This is a genomic window from Motiliproteus sp. MSK22-1, assembly GCF_001968815.1.
GTDB lineage: Bacteria > Pseudomonadota > Gammaproteobacteria > Pseudomonadales > Balneatricaceae > Motiliproteus.
On sequence record NZ_MIEQ01000027.1, the window covers coordinates 255603 to 274329 of the forward strand.

An 18727-nucleotide genomic window follows, 5' to 3' on the forward strand; every position below is an offset into this window, starting at 1 on the left:
TTGGGGCACATTAAACAACTTCGCCCAGTTTGAATATAGGCAGATACATTGCGATAACCAATCCGCCTACCAGCACGCCTAGTATAGCCATAATAAAGGGCTCCATTAGTGCAGTCAGGTTATCTACAGCATTATCCACTTCTGCTTCATAAAAAGTGGCAACCTTGTCCAGCATCTCATCAAGAGATCCCGATTCCTCACCGATTGCTATCATTTGCACCGCCATATTGGGAAATACTCCGGTGAATCGCGTAGAGTTTTGCAGCGACTGGCCAGTAGATACGCCATTGCGGATCTGGTTAATGGCGTTTCGATAGATGACATTGCCTGACGCTCCTGCAGCAGAGTTAAGGGCTTCAACCAAGGGCACGCCGGCAGCAAATGTGGTCGATAGAGTACGGGCAAAACGGGCGATAGCAGCCTTGTTTAATATATCTCCGATAACCGGAATTTTTAGTGACAATTTGTCTATTGCATCGGAGAATTTTTCAGACCGGTGTAATGCTTCCTTAAATGCGAAGGCCGCACCGATTACGGCAGCCAGTGCTATATACCAATAGTTCTGTGCTATTTCCGAAAGGCCTATTACAAACTTGGTAAAAGCAGGCAGATCTGCGCCAAAACCCTGAAAAATAGATTCAAACTGAGGAACAACTTTTATCAGCAAAATAGCAGAAACCACAATACCCACAATAATAACGGCGATCGGGTAGGTCATCGCTTTTTTGATTTTAGCTTTCAGGGCTTCGGTTTTTTCTTTATAGGTCGCAATTCGATCCAGCATGGTTTCCAATGCACCGGACTGTTCACCAGCTTGCACTAGGTTGCAGAACAGATCGTCAAATTGCCTGGGATGTTTGGCAAGAGCCGAGGCAAGATTTCCACCGCTGGCAACATCATTTTTGATATCACCAATCATCTTTTTAAGCTGGATTTTTTCTACACCGCCCGCCACGATGTCGAAAGCCTGTATTAGTGGCACACCGGCTTTTAACATCGTTGCTAACTGCCGGGTAAAGAGTGCGATATCCAGTGGAGTGGTTTTTTTGCCGGCAGCACCAAACATTGAGGTGCGTTCTTTGGCGACCTTGCCTGGAATAATGCCTTGTTTTCTGAGTAGGGCTTTAGCAAAGGCAGGGTTCTCCGCATCAATCTTACCTTTGCTTTTGTTCCCGTTTTTATCCTTGCCTTCCCAGACGAAAGAAAATACTTTTGCTTCTTTTGCCGCCATTTTTGGGTTCCGATCAACGTCTCTTTAAGAATATCTGTCGAAAATATATCACGTAAAAGCTGCCCGTTAGCAGTAATTTCTGAGTATAAACCCTGGCTTAAGCTTTGACGACCCGATTTACTTCTTCAAGGCTGGTTAACCCGTTGGCTGCTTTGATCAGCCCTGATTTTCTAAGATTGTTGACTCCTTGCTTGCTTGCCATGCTTGCAATTTCCAGAGAGTTTCCATTGCTCATAATTAACTCAGCAATCTCTGGGGTCATTGGCAGAAGTTCATAGATACCGACACGGCCTTTATAGCCACCGATACAACTATTGCAACCAACCGGGCCGTAGATATCCAAGCCTGAATCGACCTGTGCCTGAGTATAACCTTCTTCGAGTAAGGTTGCCTTGGGAATATCAACCGGTTGTTTACACTTGCTACATAAGCGTCGGGCTAGCCGTTGAGCGATGATCAAGCTGACTGAGGTTGCTATATTGAAGGCTGGCACGCCCATATTTCGAAGGCGGGTCAGGGTCTCGGGGGCACTGTTGGTATGCAGTGTGGAAAGTACCATATGGCCCGTTTGGGCTGCTTTGATGGCAATCTCTGCCGTTTCAAGGTCACGGATCTCACCTACCATAACAATGTCCGGGTCTTGGCGAAGGAAAGACCGAAGCGCAGTGGCAAAGGTTAGGCCAACTTTGGTATTTACATGGACCTGGTTGATGCCTTCCAGGTTTATTTCTACAGGATCTTCTGCGGTGGATATATTCCGCTCTGGTGTATTGAGTATATTCAGGCCAGTGTACAGTGATACGGTCTTACCACTACCCGTAGGCCCGGTAACCAGTATCATTCCCTGAGGCTCTTCCAGAATTTTCAGGTAAAGTGCTTTTTGTTCGGGGTCATAACCCAGGGCATCTATGCCCATTTGAGCACTGGCAGAATCAAGAATACGCAATACAATTTTTTCGCCCCAGAGTGTTGGTAGAGTATTTACCCGGAAATCGATAGATTTTGTTTTTGAAATTCGCATCTTTATCCGGCCATCCTGGGGTATGCGACGTTCGGAAATATCCATCTGTGACATGACTTTTAAGCGGGCGCTTAAGCGGGGAGTTAGGTTTACTGGAGGTCTCGCAACCTCATGTAGAATTCCATCTGTTCTAAAGCGAATGCGGTAAGCTTTTTCGTAGGGTTCAAAGTGAATGTCGGATGAACCACCCTTTATGGCATCTAATAGAATTTTATTGACAAAGCGAACGATGGGGGCCTCGTTTGCTCCTTCGTCTTCAGCTTCGGTGTTTGCATTAGGATCCTGTATATCTTCAAGCTCAAGGTTTTCAAGGTCCTCGTCTTCCAGGCCATCCAATGCAGACCCTTGCTGCTGATCAAGGAACTTATCAATTGCTCTGGCTAGCTTATCTTCTTCGACAACGACTGCTTCTGTCTTTATTCCAGTGTGGAATTTGATTTCATCCAAGGCGATGACATTGGTTGGATCAGAAACCGCTATATAGATACGGTTATCTCTCTTGATTAATGGAACTGCATGGTGTTTTCGGACTAATTGTTCCGAGACCAGATCCTGGGGGGACTGGCTGAAATCAAATTCATCCAGATCCAGCAATGGAATACCAAACTCATCGGCAGCTGCTGTTGCAGCCTTATAGGCACTGACCAACTTCTCTTGTACTGCGTAACTGATAAAGGATGTGTTCTGTTTGTTGGCTTCCAGAAGGGCATGAGTAGCATTCTCTGAAGAAAGAATGCTGTCATTGACCAATCTTTTGGCTAATCCGGTTAGCGGCTGTATAGGTTGTACGCTCATAGTCTTGGCAGCTCTCGGTGTGGAATTATCACGATAGCAAATATTGAGTTAAATCAAAGAGTGGTTAACTAGACCATAGCACTTATGTACTTGTTATGAAACGCTGACTATACTCGGATGCATAGAGTTGGATGATGTATTGTTTTAGGTATACAAGTGTTTAACTCTTGTCACTCTGGGGCCGTGGTAAGCAAAACTACCGGTGCTTAAGAAAGAAAACTGTTTTTACAACAATTAGGCCAGGACTCGACTGGTGTTCAAAACTCTTGGGAGAGATCAAATGAAAAAGCAAACGGGTTTTACCCTGATCGAATTGATGATCGTAGTGGCGATTATCGGTATCCTGGCTGCCATTGCGTTGCCGGCTTATCAAACCTATACCAATAAGGCGAAATTCTCAGAGGTTATTTTGGCAACCTCTGCGATTAAGACGCAAGTAGATATTTGTGGTCAAACCAAAGCTACAGATGATACTACTTTTGCTGCTATGTGTATATCCTCAGTTGCTTCTGGTGGTGTTTCCAGTGTGGGTACAGCTTCAGGTTATGTGAATCAGATAGAGGCTGTAGCCAATGGGACAAACGTAGAGGTGCAAGCGGAGTCTACGGGTATTGGAACCGGGAACGTAAGTTATATTCTTTCTGGAGATAGACAAAGTACTGGTCAGGTTCTTTGGTCAGAAAGTGCTTCAAGTGGATGCTTGAGCGAAGGCTGGTGCTAAAAATCCGGCTTAATATGGCCAAGTTTAATTGAATTTAACTTTTGACCGCTTTACAGAAAAAACCTCGGTTATGCCGGGGTTTTTTTCCTGTTCGAATCCTTAGTTGAATGTATTTATGGCTTGAGTCTATGATTACAGGTAGCTACTAGTTGTTTCCGTTTTGAATAGTTCTTCTGGTAGTGTTTTATCCTTCTTATATCGTCTAATGGTCATAGTTTCTCTGTCTGTTATGCTGCAATCTAAAGTAAATTCGCCTAGGAATGCTGTAGCAACATGAACAAAAAAAGCGCAATTATATTCTTCCTGATACTCGCCTCAGTTATCGCCACTTGGCTTATTGAACAAAATAAACCAACCAATTCATCAGAGGTTATTGCGCAAATGAATCAGCTTATTGCTGCTGATCCGCGTATCAAATCTCACGTCTGGAATTACAGTAATGTGGCGGTGGGTGTTATCAAGACCGAAGTTGACGAGAAAGACTATGCCCGGTCGCTTTGTGCTAAATTTATACAGTTAGGTGCAAAGGGAGTCGCAGTTCAAGTAGTGGATGTATTGAAGTTGCAAAACAGTGGAGGAGAAGATTGGGAAGAAATTGCCTATGCCAGGTGCGACTGATCGGGTGCATCTAAGCCAAAGCATCGTAGCAATGGCTTAGAGACAGCTATCCCGTTAGGTTTTTGATTCCGTTTCCTGTTATTCCTCAATAAACCGCATTGATAAATCAATGGATTTACAATCCTTTGTCAGTGCGCCAATCGATATAAAGTCCACCCCGGTTTCAGCGTAGCTTCTTAAAGATTCATCGGTAATACCACCGGACGCTTCTAACTTTGTGTTTCCTCGACTGGTTTCTACTGCGGTGCGCATATCAGTCAGGCTGAAATTATCCAGCATAATGGTATCGGCTTGTGCTTTTAGTGCCTGCTGGAACTCATCCAGATTTTCCACTTCCACTTCTACAGGTTTGTCGGGTTCATTACTACGGGCCTGAGCGACGGCCTGGGCGATTGACCCACAAGCGGCTATATGGTTTTCTTTTATTAAAAAGGCATCATAAAGACCAATGCGATGGTTGTAGCAGCCACCACAGCTGACTGCATATTTCTGCGCGTTTCTTAAGCCAGGAAGGGTCTTGCGGGTGTCCAGTAGCTTAACCGAGGTCCCTTTCACCAGATCGGCGTAGTAATGGCTGCGGGTGGCTGTGCCGGATAAGGTTTGCAGAAAGTTTAATGCGCAGCGCTCTCCTGTCAGCAGAGAACGGGCCTTGCCTTCCAGCGTGAACAGCTGTTGATTGGCATTAACCTGGTCGCCGTCTTCTACTTTCCAGCTGACAATCACATCAGGATCTACTTGTCTGAATACTTCCGTCACCCAGTTTTGACCGCAGATGACGGCATCTTCACGGACAATAACCTGTGCTTTTGCCAGCTGTGTCTCGGGAATCAGGGCTGCAGTGATGTCGCCGCTGCCTATATCTTCCTCAAGGGCTCTGCGTACGCTGATTTCCAGATCTTGTTTCAGAAAATGCTGTTTTGACAAGTGAGATTTTGAACGATCTGCGTGAGTCATCTGTAGTTCCGACGTCTATGATAGTGGCTCGATTATGATAGTAGCTCGATTCGCTTGGCTGACTGTAGGCGAATGGAAATGAAAAAAGGTCGTTGTTGGCGGCGTGCATTGTACCAGATTTGCGGAAATGCTCCAGAATTGAGCAAGAGTTGAAGTGACAGCCTTAATCTCAAGTATACTTTCGAAATATTTTATTAATGAGTGAATATAAAACGTTGAACAAACTTCAGTTTAGGGTTATCAGCGACCGGCTGCTAGAGGCCGGTTTTTGTGAGTCCCCAAATCAAAACCCAAGACCAGAGAGGCAAGTTGTTGATTTGCTGGTCATTCACAATATAAGTTTGCCGCCTAAAGTGTTTGGCACTCCTTATGTTAAGCAGTTTTTTCTAAATCAGCTGGAAGTCGATGCAGACCCTTATTTTTCTGAAATTGAGTCGCTAAAGGTTTCTGCACATCTTTTTATTGACCGTAAAGGAGAGGTTACCCAGTTCGTTTCTTTTGATTGCCGTGCCTGGCATGCGGGGGTGTCCAGTTTTGATGGTCGGGAAAATTGTAATGATTTTTCCATCGGTATAGAGCTTGAGGGCAGCGACGATATTCCCTTTACCGAGGAGCAATATCAAGTGCTCGTGGCTACCTGTAATGCTCTAATGGATCGGTATCCAGGCTTAGTTCCTGAACGGATTGTGGGTCATAGTGAAGTGGCTCCCGGTAGAAAAACAGATCCGGGACCTGCTTTTGACTGGGAGTACTTTCGTCGAATACTGCAAGCTTAGCGACAAAATGCTGTAAGCCATAGAGGGATAAAGGGCTGTCCTGATTTTAGTAATCTTGACTTGAGGCAAACGCCAGCAATTTCTGGGAATCTAGTTATCAAATTTATTGGTAACAATAATGATTTCTATTTATCATGCCCTTAGCTATGTGGTTTATAGGGTTATTCCCGATTTTTTACGGGGTTTCCAAAACAAGTGTAAAAGTCTAAGGCGTTTGTTGTATGGAAAGGCTGCTCAAAATTGACGATATAGAATGTCGTTATCAGACACAAAAAATTGTTGAGGGGCTGTCGTTCGAAGTTAAGCAGGGTGAGATAACCTGCCTGTTAGGCCCCAGTGGCTGTGGAAAAACAACGGTTCTGCGTGCGATCGCTGGTTTTAACCCGATATATAGTGGAAGCATATCTCTCAATGATCGGGTTATTGCACAACCTGGAAAAAGTGTCCCTCCTGAGCAACGTAGTATTGGCATGGTATTTCAGGATTATGCTCTATTCCCGCATCTAAGCGTTCGTAATAATGTTACTTTTGGCTTGACGAAACTCTCGCGCAAGGAAAAGAACCGGGTTGTCGATCACCTTTTGCAGTTGGTCGAACTGGAAGGTATGGCGGATCGATATCCTCATGAATTGTCGGGGGGGCAGCAGCAGCGTGTGGCATTGGCTCGTGCTCTGGCGCCTAAGCCACAATTGCTGTTGATGGATGAACCTTTTTCCAATCTGGATACAGAATTGCGTCGTCAATTGTCAGTGGAAGTGCGGGATATTCTAAAGGAAGAGAAAATTTCGGCGATTGTGGTTACCCATGATCAGGATGAGGCCTTTACCGTTAGTGATAAGCTGGGGGTCATTGCCCGTGGTCGGTTGCAACAATGGGATACACCTTTTGAAATTTACCACCATCCTGAAAATCCTGTAGTTGCAAGCTTTGTTGGAGAGGGTAAGTTTCTGCGTGGCAAAGCAGTCTCAGGAGATCTTGTTGACACAGATATTGGTCTGGTAAAAGCCTCAAAGGTTAGTTGGAGTGCCGGAGATCAGGTGGATGTTTTTGTCAGGCCGCATGAAATTGTGCCAGGATGCAATGGCTGTTCAGTGAATGGGGAAGTAATTAAGAAAGAATTTCTAGGGACATCCACACTTTATACTCTGAAACTACCCACGGGTCGATTAGTGGAGTCGTCCTTTATGGCTGATCATGATTATCAGGTGGGTGATTCAATAGGTTTGCGGGTGGAGACAGAGAAGCTGGTCGCATTTCGTGTTTAAGGGGTTGGAAGCATAGAGATGCTGGGTTGATAAAAAGCCCATAGCTCTTTGTTCAGTTGCTACTTGTTTCGTGATTCTTTGTTTTTTAGTTTCTACTCAGGAACTTTCGAATAAATCCATTATGTTCTTAATGAGTCCTCTGCTGCCCAGGGGGCAGGCTTCCCAAATAATCCTTATGTTGTCGTAATCCTGTAGCTCTAATTGGTTCGTTGTGATTCAGCAATGGAACGGCTGAGCAGTATGACCGGGATCAATCCCACCAGAACGATTAGTAATGCCCCTAAGGCTGACTCTTCCAGCATTTCATCAGACGCGTACTGATAGACATAAGTTGCCAGGGTATCAAAGTTAAAGGGCCGTAAAATCAGTGTGGCCGGCAGTTCTTTCATACAATCAACAAACACCACCAGCGCTCCCGTCATAATACCGCCCCTGATCAAAGGCAAGTGAACTTTGACCAGTGTTTGGAAGGTATTGAGGCCTAAGGAGCGAGAGGCCATGTCCATCGTCGGGGTTATCTTGGCGAGACTTGATTCAACTGAACCATGAGCTACGGCTAAAAACCGTACTACATAGGCAAACAGTACAGCAAAGATGGTTCCGCTGAGCAGCAAACCCGTAGATACCCCAAAATACTCACGCATTAAACTATCTACACCGTTATCAAAAGCAGCAAAGGGAATGATTACACCAATAGCCAGCACTGCGCCCGGCAACGCGTATCCCAGATTGGCAAAACGAACCACCCCAACCAAGCCCCTGCCGGGACTTAATCGTTTACTGTAAGCCAGTATCAGGCCCACCAGGCACGCGGCTACAGCCGCGGTTGCTGATAGTAAGAAACTGTTTCCTGCAATGATCAGAAACTCTTCGCTCCAGGTTTCATTGAAATTTTCGTATGCATATTTGCCGAGTAGTAGAAAAGGAATCACAAACCCCGCAATAAACGGTAGCAGGCAGGTTAAACTGGAAAAATACGCTGCCCAGCCTCTTAGCTCAAACCGTTCCAGGGTCTTGAAGCGATCAGAACTGTTAAATTGCTTTTGTCGTGCTCTCCCTATTCGTTCAAGGGTGATTAGAATTACCACAAATACCAGCATAAAACTGGCAATTTGTGCTGCTCCACCAAGGTTGCTCATATTAAGCCAGGTATCATAGATTCCTGCGCTGAGGCTTTTCACAGCAAAGTAGTCGACAGTGCCGAAATCATTAATAGTTTCCATGGACACCAGCGAAAGGCCGACAGCGATACCAGGGCGAGCCATGGGGAGTGATACCCGTAAGAAACTCTGGAATGCCGTGCAACCCAGGGTACGGCTGGCGGCTTGGATGTTGGCGGAATGTTCAAGAAAAGAGGCTCTGGCCAGCATATAAATATAGGGGTAGAGCACGAGTGCCAGCATAAGGATAGCACCACCCAGAGTCCGTATATCGGGAAACCAGTAGTCCTGATAACTGCTCCAGCCAAAGAATCTACGAAGCGCACCCTGTACTGGGCCTGCGTACTCAAGTAGGTCTGTATAAACGTATGCAATAACATAGGCAGGAACTGCAAAGGGTAGCAGCAGCGCCCATTCAAACATTTTTCTGCCCGGAAAGTTGCACATGGTAACCAGCCAGGCAGTGCTGACACCGATGAGAATAGATAATCCTCCAACCCCGATCATAAGAATAAGCGTAGTGGAGATATAGGTCGGGAGTACGGTTGCTGCCAGGTGTGACCAAATGTTCTCGCTTGGAAAGAGAGACAAGTAGAAGACTGATACTACGGGTAAGGCAACGAGTACGGCTACGACTAGAGCGCTGAAAAACCAGCGACGATGGGAGTCTGTTGATACTAGATTGGACGTGTCGGCCGCTAAAGGAGGCTTATGTGCCATTGGCGTGGGTTGAGTTGAACTGCTGCTCATGGGCGCGGGGGTTACCTATCGTCACCAAAAAAAGCAAACGGTAGTCAACTATGACTACCGTTTGTTGAGAACTCAGAGAATTCTCAATACATGAGCGCTATTATCAGTTATCGAAGCCGACTTTATCAACCAGTTTAGAAGCTTTGGAGCGATTGGCTGCAATTGTTGCCAAGCTCATGTCGTCTGCTTTGAAGTCACCCATGTACTGATCAAGCAGTGAAGACTTAGGGGTGCCAGGACGAACAGGGAATTCAAAATTCTCTTGCGCGTACATGTACTGGGCCATTGGGCCGCTTAGGAACTCCATAAGCTTGATGGCATTGTCCTTGTTTTTAGAGTGTTTAGTTAAAACAACACCGCTGATACCCATGTGTGCTCCACGGTCAGCCTGATTAGGGAATAACAGGTTTACAGACTGAGCCCAGCCGATTTGCTCCGGTTTCTTGGCGTTAGTAATCATTTTTCCGAAGTAGTAGCTGTTGCCAAGAGCGACATCACAAACCCCTTCTTTTACGGCCTTGACCTGAGCCCGGTCATTACCCTGTGGTTTGCGAGCCAAATTGGCTTTTACGCCCTCCAACCACTTCTCAGCCTCTGCTTCTCCGTGGGTTGCGATCATGCTTCCGACCAGAGACAGGTTATAGGTGTGTTTGCCGCTGCGGGTACAAACCTTGCCTTTCCATTTGGGGTCAGCCAGATCTTCGTAAGTCTTTATTTCACCTTCTTTAACACGCTCTTTGGATGTGTAAATGATACGAGAGCGAGTTGTTAGTCCAAACCACTGATCATCAGGATCTCTGTATTGGCTGGGAATATTCTTTTCCAGTACAGGGCTGTCGACAGCCTGAGTTAGCCCTTTGTTGACAATGTCGTAAATCGGTCCGATATCTGGAGTTAAGAAAAGGTCCGCATTGGTGTTCTGACCCTCATTCTCGATACGTTCAATAAGTCCTTTTTTGGCAAAAATAACGTTTACTTTTATGCCGGTCTCGTCGGTAAATGCTTTCAGCATCGGTTTGATCAAGAATGCCTGCCTGGCAGAGTAGATGTTAACTTCTTCGGCCGCGTTGGCAGAGGCCGCGCTGACTGCTGCAACCATAGGTAGTGCAGAAACAGAAAGTAGGGTAAGCGCGGAGAAACGTTTGATTTTTCCAAAAGACAGCATTCTTTTCGAACCTCGCATAATGATATAAACAATAATGAGAAGGATTCTTATTAATATTCAGGGTAAAGTCAATAGTTGTAACCCCTCTATTCTTGATATGTATTAATTCAGACTGTCTTGCTGATCGGATTTAGAGGTAGTGATGTAGCGCTTTGGTCATGAGAAGTTACTCAGAACAGCTTTGCCAGTAGTACGGACAACGCTGTTTCAACTCGGAGTATCCTTGGACCCAAGTGAATAGGCTTGAACCCGGCATTAGATAATTTTTCAATTTCATACGGGATAAATCCACCTTCCGGTCCTATGGCAAGTACGGTTGTGTTGGAAACAAGTCCATTTGAATCTGGATGAGGGCAGGGGACTGCATTGTAGGGATGTGCAACCAATAACCGCTTGTTCTGGCTGATATTTGGTAATTCGTCTTCAACGAATGGTTTAAATCGCTTTTTGAGGCTGACCTTGGGCAACCCTGTGTCTATCCCCTGCTCCAGCCCAAGGCAAAGATGCTCATTAATTTTTTCCGGTTGCAGAAAAGGGGACTGCCAATAGCTTTTTTCAACGCGATAGGCGTTTATCAGTATGAGATCAGCCACCCCCATCGTGGCGCAGGTTTGAAAAATACGCTTGAGCATTTTGGGTCGGGGAAGAGCCATAATCAGCGTGAGTGGTAGTTTTTCTGGAGGCTGGGCAGATAACTCCACCTCCAGCTGCATTTTTTTCTGGTCGATAAATATAACCCGACCGCTGCCTATTTTGTCATTTAGCAGGCCCACTTTGAGTATGTCTCCCAAGCGTGCCTGATGCACTTTCAGGCAGTGCTGGAAGCGTCGATCATCAATAATGACGCGGCCTGGAGCAGAGAAATCTTTAGCTGTGAGCAGAAGTAAGTTCATGACTGTTATGTGATTTCCGTAGTACTACGTATAGATTCCAGGTGACACAAGCTGTTAAAAATAGTCTGCGAGCAGAGTCTGGTCACTTGACTTGAATTAGGAATGGTTTTGTCGTCTAGCATAAACCACTTTGCGAACCGGGCAATAGCATTTGCGATCTTGGTAATAATAAACGTGCTGCTTATGTCTGATTGTGGGTAGAGTGTCGTATGTCAGGCTAAATATTTGAAACTGATTGCATTTGTGGTGGAACTTAGTTAAAAAATTGCAATGGACTCGATGTGCTTTCCTGAGCTTGAACTGAGAAAGCGGGTCTTTGGCACCAGATAATTAAAAAAATAGTGCAGGAGAATGATTTCATGAAAAGACGTGAGCTTTTAAAAACCGGTCTGGCAGGTATGGGTGGCGTTGCTGCTGCAACTACACTTTCTGCTCCGGCAATTGCTAAAGAGCGTATGGAAATAAACATGGTTTCCACCTGGCCAAGGGACTTTCCCGGGTTAGGTACCGGTGCACAGCGTTTTGCCAAGCGTTTATCCGATATGAGTGATGGACGTATCCAGGTTAATTACTACGCCGGCGGTGAGCGTGTTAAGCCCTTCGACTCCTTTGATGAAGTAGCCTCTGGTAATGCTCAGATTTATCATGGCGCAGAGTATTACTGGAAAGGTAAACACCCTGGCTTTGCGTATTTCACAGCTGTGCCTTTTGGCCTGACTTATACAGAAATGAATGCCTGGATTCGCTTTGGTGGGGGTCAGGAGCTCTGGGATGAGTTGGGAGCCGAGTTTGGTGTGAAGGGGTTAATGTGCGGTAATACAGGCGTTCAGATGGGAGGTTGGTTCCGCAAGGAGATCAATTCTGTTGATGATCTGAAAGGCCTGAAAATGCGTATACCGGGTCTTGGTGGTGATGTTATGGCCAAATTGGGTGCATCCCCTGTTTCCCTTCCAGGAAGTCAGATCTATGAAAACCTGGTTTCCGGTGCTATTGATGCGACCGAATGGGTAGGCCCTTGGAATGATAGTTTTATGAAATTCTATGAGGCTGCCAAGTACTACTACTATCCAGGCATGCATGAGCCGGGCGCGATGCTTGCTATCGGCATGAACAAAGAATGGTGGGACGGGTTGTCAAAGTCCGATCAACTGATGGTTAACGCTGCCGCCTCGATGGAAAATGATGTCATGATGGCGGAATACAACGCCAAAAATGGTGAAGCACTGGCTAAGTTGATCAACGAGCAGGGTGTGAAGCTGCGTCAGTTCAACGATGATGTCTATGATGCCTTTGGTGAGGCTGCTGACGAAGTGTTTGAAACCGTTCGTCAACACAGCGACCTCGCGGCACGTATTCATGACAGCTTTGTCGCTTCTCGTAGTACTGTTGGTGCCTGGGCTAAGATCTCTGATCAGGCCTATGTCGAACAACGTAACCGCGTTCTCGACCTGTAATCAAAGTGCGCTGTGGTTGCACGGAGCCTGCTAGCTCCGTGCAGTTGGTACCGTACTTTCAATATTTTTTTATCGTCAGTCTTTCAACTATTGTTGAGGTTGACGGCTGCGGGCCTGCCTCAGCGCCACTATACTTTCAGTAATCCTTTGATTGTGCAGGCGCTAGCATATGAATGACACTGGTACCCCTACGTCAGTGGAGTCGGCTGTCGGTGATCCCGATAATAGCCGAGAAACTGGCGATTCAAGCAATTCGTTAATAGACAAGATGGCCCGTATTCTGGCGACATCAATAGTCATAACCGCATTACTATTCTTATTTAATAATTATCTTATTTTCTGGTTAGAGTGGCCGGGGCTGTTGGAGTTTATCTCCCATCAGCAATGGTTCGGCTTCTCTGCACCGAAAAATCCCTTAACTGCTGAGGAGGTTCCCTTGGGTTGGCTACAACTTGCCAGCTATCTGGGGGGAATCGTTTTGGTTGCTGTTTTTGTGATGATTACACCCAGGAGGGGGCTCCGGGTTGACGCCAAAGTGCTGTCAGGTTTTGCTGCCTATATAGTCAGGGCTGCATTCTGGGCTGTCTTTATTGTGGGTCTGGTGGATATGACTATCTCTTTGCTTAGGGTTGAAGAGCTGTTATCCCTTTTTGTTGGTGAGCAAATGACTCAGGATTTGGGGCGTCCACAGTATCGTGCTATCAATGTCCATTATCCGCTTATTGTCCTATCGTTTATTGTTGCTCTCTTTACTCGTTCTTTAGGTTTTACCTGGCTGGCATTATTAGTCGTTTTAGCGGAATTTCAGATAGTCCTGCTGCGCTTTGTTTTCTCTTATGAGCAAGTGTTTATGGGAGATTTGGTGCGTTTCTGGTATGCCGCGCTATTTTTATTTGCCAGTGCCCATACTCTCGTTTGTGAAGGGCATGTTCGTGTGGATGTGCTTTACGCACACTTTGGTCATCGGGCCAAGGCATGGTCCAATACCTTTGGGTTGCTGGCACTTGGATTGCCTCTTTGCTGGATTATTCTGACAATGGGCATGTGGGTTAAAGGAAGTAGTATCAATAGCCCTCTTTTAAGCTTTGAGGTGTCTCAGGCCGGCTACGGGATGTATGTCAAATATATGATGGTCGCCTACCTTGTTATTTTTGCACTATCTATGATCGTCCAGTTTTGCAGTTATCTGTTAAGCAATATCGCCGATCTGCGTAGCGAACCTGGCGCAGAAAAACCTGCCGTCACTTTCAGCCACTAAGCCTGAACTAAAATAATAAGGTAAAGATCATGGAGTTGTTTTTTCTCGTTGTCCTCATCCTGCTGATGGTGATAGCCCTGACCTCCGGCTTCCCTGTCGCGTTTTCTCTTCCGGGCTCTGCTATTTTAGCGATTGGGTTAGCTGCGTTGTGTGGATGGCTATTTGCCGATGATGCCAGTGCTTATTTTGCCGAAGGGGGACCCATACAATGGCTTAGTGCCGGGGTAACAAACTTCCGAAGTTTATATTGGGATGTGGAGCGTGACACGCTTATTGCTATTCCTTTGTTCATATTCATGGGGATCATGCTTCAGCGCTCAAAGATCGCTGAAGATCTGTTAGTCGCTATGGCGCAGCTGTTTGGGCCCGTTCCTGGTGGTTTAGGTATTTCTGTTGTTATTGTCGGAGCTTTATTGGCAGCAACTACCGGTATCGTTGGAGCAACGGTTATCGCAATGGGATTGATTTCTCTGCCTGCCATGCTACGTAACAATTATTCAAAATCTCTTGCCTGTGGAACCATATGTGCGTCGGGAACGCTGGGGCAGATTATTCCTCCCTCTATCGTGTTAATCATACTTGCAGATCAGCTGTCCAGCGCGGCGGATCAGGCAAGTACTATGCGCAAGGCAGAATATAAAGAAGCCACTGGCGAATTTGCAATGCCGTCTGCATTTGATATCACTTCAGCCAGTGCGGGTGATATGTTCATGGGGGCGTTGATCCCTGGGTTGATGTTGGTAGGGCTGTATATTTTGTACATTCTTATCACGGCGCTGATCAGACCCAAGTCCGCACCGCCAGTACCCTATGATGGTAAGTATGATCGTCAGTTTATTATCAATGTACTCTTAGCTCTGGTGCCGCCGCTTGGGCTTATTCTGGTAGTGCTGGGCTCTATTATTCTCGGGATAGCAACTGTTAATCAGGCTGGTGCCATTGGTGCAGTAGGTGCGATGATTATGGGGGGCTACCGATTGACCGGTGGCCAAAGAAACAGTTATTACCCCGCTGTATTGGCTATTGGATCTACAATAGCGATTGGAGTTGTACTTTCTTTCTACGATATCAATATTAAGAACATCAAGAACCAAAGTGACATCACGGGTATTGCTCTGGCGGTTGTTGCTGTTACCGGCTTATTGGTTGCGGTGATCTGGAGTGCTTGGCGAGCATATAAAATTGAGAATACGCTCAATGAGGTGATGGTCGAAACTGCAAAAACGACTTCCATGGTCTTTATCATACTGATCGGTGCAGCCATGCTGACCTCTGCTTTTCGGGGGTTTGGCGGTGAGCATCTGGTTAAGGAGTTTCTGACCGGGCTCCCTGGTGGTTTTTGGACCCAGTTTGTTGTTGTAATGGTGGTCATATTTTTGTTGGGTTTCTTCCTTGATTTCATTGAAATCGCGGTAGTTGTAGTCCCCATCGTGGCGCCTATTCTTTTGGCTGATCCAGGAGCAAATATTACTGCGGTCTGGTTGGGCGTTATGATCGGGCTTAACATTCAAACCTCCTTTCTGACTCCTCCTTTTGGTTTTGCACTGTTTTATCTGCGTGGTGTTGCGCCAAAAATTGTTAAAACACTGCATATATACAAGGGGGCTGTGGTCTTTATCGGCTTGCAGTTGCTGGCGTTGGTGATCGCTGGAATGTTCCCGATAATGGTGAATTATCTGCCCAACAGGACTCACCTGACGTCCGAGACGGCACCGCCGCCGATGAATCCCCGATTACAGTCTTGTATGGAAGATTATGTATTCAATATTTATGACACCGAGGGAGACCGGCTGCGGGCTAGTATTGATCGAGTTAAGGCGGCGGATATCAGCTATTTGCCGAAGAAGCAGCGGGAATCTCTTGCGGCCGGCTTTGATAAGGCATCAGCAACCTTTGGTTTGGTAGAAAACATTAGGCTAGCCGAGCAAAAACTGGCTGATTACAGCCCTGACTACCGCCCACTACACTACCAGGTGCGAGATTTGCAGGAGGAAATTCGAGATCGTAATCAATTAATTACCGATTACGAACGGGATTTTGTACGAATCTCCCGAGAAGATAAGGTCGACCAGGTGCGTCTTGATAATCTGCAGCAAAAAATATCAGAGATTAAGTCTGAGCAAGCGCAGTTAGAAGCACAAGTACCTGCTGAGTGGGTGTCTGCCCGTAAGGGCTATACGGATCTGTCTTCCGCTGTTAAGAAGGCTAAAAGCAGCTATCGTAACAACGTCGACGGTGCTTATGAAGCAGTCACAGAGCTACGGCAGGTAATTGATGATGCGGAGGCTCTTGCTGCATTAGAGCCTGATCTTTTAGGCCTGGAAGAGGTGATTACAGAAGTAACATCTAAGCCAATGGCAAAAGAGGCAATGGACAAAATCAAGGCTGTAGAAAGCTCCTTGGGTTCTGTCGCATCTGCGAGCGCGATTAAGAGTAAGCTTTCTAAAGCACGCCGCGCATTAAAGAAAAAGCCAAATACTGAAAAGGCCCTTAAACAGCTGAAGCAAGGGTTAAAAGTATTTGCTAACGAGGTGGAGTGGCGCCGAAGGGCTGCGACTGAGTTGGCTCCGGCGCTGGCGGAATATGATGATGCGATTAAGCACAGTATTGGTTTGCGCTTGCAGAAACGCTTGACCATCGACCAGGCTGAATTCGTAGCAAGCTGCCAATCTGTTCACAGGGATATTTCACTTAACTTTTAATTTCGATAATCCTGTCACGGCACTGATTCAGTACCGTGACAGGTGATCGGAGTGATTGTACTGAAGGGATATATCCTGGTTAAATTTGAATGCAATGAGATTGCTTGAGTTGGCTTACTGAATTGCAACCCAGTAGTGCCATGGATCTTTCAATCTCAGTTTTAAGGAGTATTAAAGCTTGTTCCACTCCCGCTTGGCCTCCAGCGGCTAAGCCGTAGAGGTACGGGCGTCCAATTGAGCAAGCGTTGGCCCCTAACGCTAATGCCTTAATGACGTCGGTTCCGCGGCGAATTCCACCATCAACAATCAGTTCCAGTTGATCACCGATTGCCTCTCTAATGGGAGCAATGCAATCGATGGGAGCGGGTGTGCAGTCTAGTTGTCTTCCTCCATGGTTTGAAATCATCAGGGCACTTGCGCCGATATCCAGTGATTTTTTTGCATCATCAGGGCTTTGTACGCCCTTGATTACAAAAGGACCGTCCCATTGTTCTGCCAGCCAGGCGGCGTCATCCCAATTGATCGAGCGATCAAATTGGCTGTTAACATACTCGACTAGCCCAACGGTACCTTTGCCGATTGCATCAACCCGGTGGGCTACATTGGCCAGCTGGAAATCAGGATTACGCCAAAGGTTAAGAGCCCACTGAGGATGGCTGGCAAAGCTTAACAGGCTTTTCAGGGTGAATTTGGGTGGCATGCTCATACCATTAATCAGATCCCGCTCTCTGTTTCCAGCCAGTGGAGTATCGACTGTCAGACACAGTGCTTTATATCCAGCCGCTTTGCAGCGTTGTACAAATTCTCGAGTAAGCTCTCGATCTTTTAAAATATAAATTTGGAACATCTTAGGGCTTGTTGTTTCGCGGGCAATATCTTCAAGGCTGGTAGTGGCCATTGTGGATAGACTATAAAGTGTACCAAGCTTGTCTGCTGCTCTGGCGACGGCATATTCTTTGTCGTGATGAAATAGCCTGGACATTCCCGTTGGGGCCAGAAGCAAGGGCATAGCCAGCTCGCAACCCAGTACCTGGGTTGCGAGATCAATACTCTCAATATTGTTAAGATAGTTGGGTAACAACTGATAGTCATTGAAGGCATTGGAGTTGCGCTTCATCGACCATTCATCGTCTGCTCCTCCATCAATATAGTGAAACATCGGGGCAGGTAGGCGGCGCTTGGCTAGTGCTCGCAAGTGTTCGATATTAAAGCAATGGTCAAGCGCTGACATGCTATGTCCTTCCTTATTCTATTGTTAAAGCCGATGCCTGTTGGTAACTTTATGATGTAAAAATTACTCAGCAACAAGGAAGATAACAAGACGCTTAGGACCATGGGCTCCCATTTGTAATTTTTGCTCGATATCCGCGCTTCTGGAAGGGCCTGTTATCATATTTACGGTGCGGGGCATTTCTGCTCTTTGGCTGCGTAGTTTATCCCAGGCTTCTTCATAGGCTCCGACGATATTACTTTGGCGAAGCATGACCAAATGGATGTCCGGTAGGAAGTTTAACGTGGTTGGAGAATCTGCGCCGGAAAGCAGCATTAGTGTTCCTGTTTCAGCAATGCCTGCAAATGAGCTGGTCAGGCTTACTAAATCACCTGCTTGGGCTGGGCGACGTTCAATGGTTATATCTCTAAGCACACTCCAGTCGAGCTGGCTGAGTTCCGCAGAGTTGGCACTGACCAGGTGCGTGAGTTTATTTTCACCAAGGAATTTATTAACAGCGAATGGGAATTCTGAGCTGTTATCCAGTTTTATTAATTCAGCAGAGGCTTCAGCAACCATTTCGATAAAAAGCTGGATCTGTTCGTTGTGGGGCAGTTTGCTGCGAGCAGGTATGGTGTTGCTGGGGTGTTCCTTAAGTCTGCCCTGCACAGCTTTTAAGGCATCTCCCTGCAGAGCATCACGTTTTAGACCACGGCGTATATTGGCAAATATCTGTTCACGAGAAGAGCTCATG

General features: G+C 46.4%; 15 protein-coding genes. 7 read left to right on the forward strand and 8 right to left on the reverse strand.

Annotated elements, in window-relative coordinates; translation table 11 throughout:
- Positions 1–10: 10 nt before the first annotated feature.
- Positions 11–1231: a type II secretion system F family protein gene (locus BGP75_RS07340; protein ID WP_076717148.1), complete on the reverse strand. Its 1221-nt coding sequence runs from the start codon at positions 1229–1231 to the stop codon at positions 11–13.
- Between the two features lie 97 nt (positions 1232–1328).
- A complete protein-coding gene (gene pilB, locus BGP75_RS07345) occupies positions 1329–3047 on the reverse strand; it encodes a type IV-A pilus assembly ATPase PilB (protein WP_076717150.1) in 1719 nt (572 codons plus the stop codon).
- 280 nt (positions 3048–3327) lie between these two features.
- Between pilB and BGP75_RS27630 the strand changes: the two genes are divergently transcribed.
- Entirely contained in the window at positions 3328–3768 is a 441-nt protein-coding gene (locus tag BGP75_RS27630; protein ID WP_076717651.1) for a prepilin-type N-terminal cleavage/methylation domain-containing protein, read from the forward strand.
- A 273-nt stretch (positions 3769–4041) separates the two neighbouring features.
- Positions 4042–4386 (forward strand): hypothetical protein, encoded by a 345-nt coding sequence (locus tag BGP75_RS07355; RefSeq protein ID WP_076717153.1) that lies wholly within the window; start codon positions 4042–4044, stop codon positions 4384–4386.
- A gap of 78 nt (positions 4387–4464) precedes the next feature.
- On the opposite strand, the gene nadC is transcribed toward BGP75_RS07355, so the two are convergent.
- A complete protein-coding gene (nadC, locus tag BGP75_RS07360) occupies positions 4465–5340 on the reverse strand; it encodes a carboxylating nicotinate-nucleotide diphosphorylase (protein ID WP_076717156.1) in 876 nt (291 codons plus the stop codon).
- 197 nt (positions 5341–5537) lie between these two features.
- Between nadC and ampD the strand changes: the two genes are divergently transcribed.
- On the forward strand, positions 5538–6116 hold the full coding sequence (ampD, locus tag BGP75_RS07365) for a 1,6-anhydro-N-acetylmuramyl-L-alanine amidase AmpD (protein WP_083704678.1): 579 nt from the start codon (positions 5538–5540) through the stop codon (positions 6114–6116).
- Positions 6117–6337: 221 nt separating this feature from the next.
- On the forward strand, positions 6338–7381 hold the full coding sequence (locus BGP75_RS07370) for an ABC transporter ATP-binding protein (protein WP_076717159.1): 1044 nt from the start codon (positions 6338–6340) through the stop codon (positions 7379–7381).
- Between the two features lie 197 nt (positions 7382–7578).
- Here the strand turns inward: BGP75_RS07370 and BGP75_RS07375 are convergent, their stop codons facing one another.
- The 3 genes from BGP75_RS07375 to BGP75_RS07385 all read right to left on the reverse strand — a co-directional run bounded on the left by BGP75_RS07375 (position 7579) and on the right by BGP75_RS07385 (position 11349).
- A complete protein-coding gene (locus BGP75_RS07375; protein WP_083704679.1) occupies positions 7579–9291 on the reverse strand; it encodes an iron ABC transporter permease in 1713 nt (570 codons plus the stop codon).
- 103 nt (positions 9292–9394) lie between these two features.
- Complete coding sequence (locus BGP75_RS07380; protein WP_076717162.1) at positions 9395–10456, reverse strand: Fe(3+) ABC transporter substrate-binding protein; 1062 nt, start codon at positions 10454–10456, stop codon at positions 9395–9397.
- 170 nt (positions 10457–10626) lie between these two features.
- Entirely contained in the window at positions 10627–11349 is a 723-nt protein-coding gene (locus BGP75_RS07385) for a 16S rRNA (uracil(1498)-N(3))-methyltransferase (protein ID WP_076717165.1), read from the reverse strand.
- A gap of 359 nt (positions 11350–11708) precedes the next feature.
- Here BGP75_RS07385 and BGP75_RS07390 point away from each other — a divergent pair, with 359 nt between their 5' ends.
- The 3 genes from BGP75_RS07390 (at position 11709) to BGP75_RS07400 (ending at position 16763) form a co-directional block, all read left to right on the forward strand.
- Entirely contained in the window at positions 11709–12803 is a 1095-nt protein-coding gene (locus tag BGP75_RS07390; RefSeq protein ID WP_076717168.1) for a TRAP transporter substrate-binding protein, read from the forward strand.
- 169 nt (positions 12804–12972) lie between these two features.
- Positions 12973–14061 (forward strand): TRAP transporter small permease subunit, encoded by a 1089-nt coding sequence (locus tag BGP75_RS07395; RefSeq protein ID WP_076717170.1) that lies wholly within the window; start codon positions 12973–12975, stop codon positions 14059–14061.
- Between the two features lie 29 nt (positions 14062–14090).
- Positions 14091–16763: a TRAP transporter large permease subunit gene (locus tag BGP75_RS07400; protein ID WP_076717172.1), complete on the forward strand. Its 2673-nt coding sequence runs from the start codon at positions 14091–14093 to the stop codon at positions 16761–16763.
- A 79-nt stretch (positions 16764–16842) separates the two neighbouring features.
- On the opposite strand, the gene BGP75_RS07405 is transcribed toward BGP75_RS07400, so the two are convergent.
- Positions 16843–17994 carry an alpha-hydroxy acid oxidase gene (locus tag BGP75_RS07405; protein ID WP_076717174.1) on the reverse strand — a complete coding sequence of 384 codons (1152 nt, stop codon included), beginning with the start codon at positions 17992–17994 and terminating at the stop codon, positions 16843–16845.
- A 63-nt stretch (positions 17995–18057) separates the two neighbouring features.
- On the reverse strand, positions 18058–18726 hold the full coding sequence (locus BGP75_RS07410; RefSeq protein ID WP_076717177.1) for an LUD domain-containing protein: 669 nt from the start codon (positions 18724–18726) through the stop codon (positions 18058–18060).
- Position 18727 lies beyond the last annotated feature (1 nt).

What these genes read in the sequence shown, in the direction of transcription:
- BGP75_RS07340 (WP_076717148.1), bottom strand. Translation starts at nt 1,231, where the DNA reads ATGGCGGCAAAAGAAGCAAAAGTATTTTCTTTCGTCTGGGAAGGCAAG.
- pilB (WP_076717150.1), bottom strand. Translation starts at nt 3,047, where the DNA reads ATGAGCGTACAACCTATACAGCCGCTAACCGGATTAGCCAAAAGATTG.
- BGP75_RS27630 (WP_076717651.1), top strand. Translation starts at nt 3,328, where the DNA reads ATGAAAAAGCAAACGGGTTTTACCCTGATCGAATTGATGATCGTAGTG.
- BGP75_RS07355 (WP_076717153.1), top strand. Translation starts at nt 4,042, where the DNA reads ATGAACAAAAAAAGCGCAATTATATTCTTCCTGATACTCGCCTCAGTT.
- nadC (WP_076717156.1), bottom strand. Translation starts at nt 5,340, where the DNA reads ATGACTCACGCAGATCGTTCAAAATCTCACTTGTCAAAACAGCATTTT.
- ampD (WP_083704678.1), top strand. Translation starts at nt 5,538, where the DNA reads ATGAGTGAATATAAAACGTTGAACAAACTTCAGTTTAGGGTTATCAGC.
- BGP75_RS07370 (WP_076717159.1), top strand. Translation starts at nt 6,338, where the DNA reads ATGGAAAGGCTGCTCAAAATTGACGATATAGAATGTCGTTATCAGACA.
- BGP75_RS07375 (WP_083704679.1), bottom strand. Translation starts at nt 9,291, where the DNA reads ATGAGCAGCAGTTCAACTCAACCCACGCCAATGGCACATAAGCCTCCT.
- BGP75_RS07380 (WP_076717162.1), bottom strand. Translation starts at nt 10,456, where the DNA reads ATGCTGTCTTTTGGAAAAATCAAACGTTTCTCCGCGCTTACCCTACTT.
- BGP75_RS07385 (WP_076717165.1), bottom strand. Translation starts at nt 11,349, where the DNA reads ATGAACTTACTTCTGCTCACAGCTAAAGATTTCTCTGCTCCAGGCCGC.
- BGP75_RS07390 (WP_076717168.1), top strand. Translation starts at nt 11,709, where the DNA reads ATGAAAAGACGTGAGCTTTTAAAAACCGGTCTGGCAGGTATGGGTGGC.
- BGP75_RS07395 (WP_076717170.1), top strand. Translation starts at nt 12,973, where the DNA reads ATGAATGACACTGGTACCCCTACGTCAGTGGAGTCGGCTGTCGGTGAT.
- BGP75_RS07400 (WP_076717172.1), top strand. Translation starts at nt 14,091, where the DNA reads ATGGAGTTGTTTTTTCTCGTTGTCCTCATCCTGCTGATGGTGATAGCC.
- BGP75_RS07405 (WP_076717174.1), bottom strand. Translation starts at nt 17,994, where the DNA reads ATGTCAGCGCTTGACCATTGCTTTAATATCGAACACTTGCGAGCACTA.
- BGP75_RS07410 (WP_076717177.1), bottom strand. Translation starts at nt 18,726, where the DNA reads ATGAGCTCTTCTCGTGAACAGATATTTGCCAATATACGCCGTGGTCTA.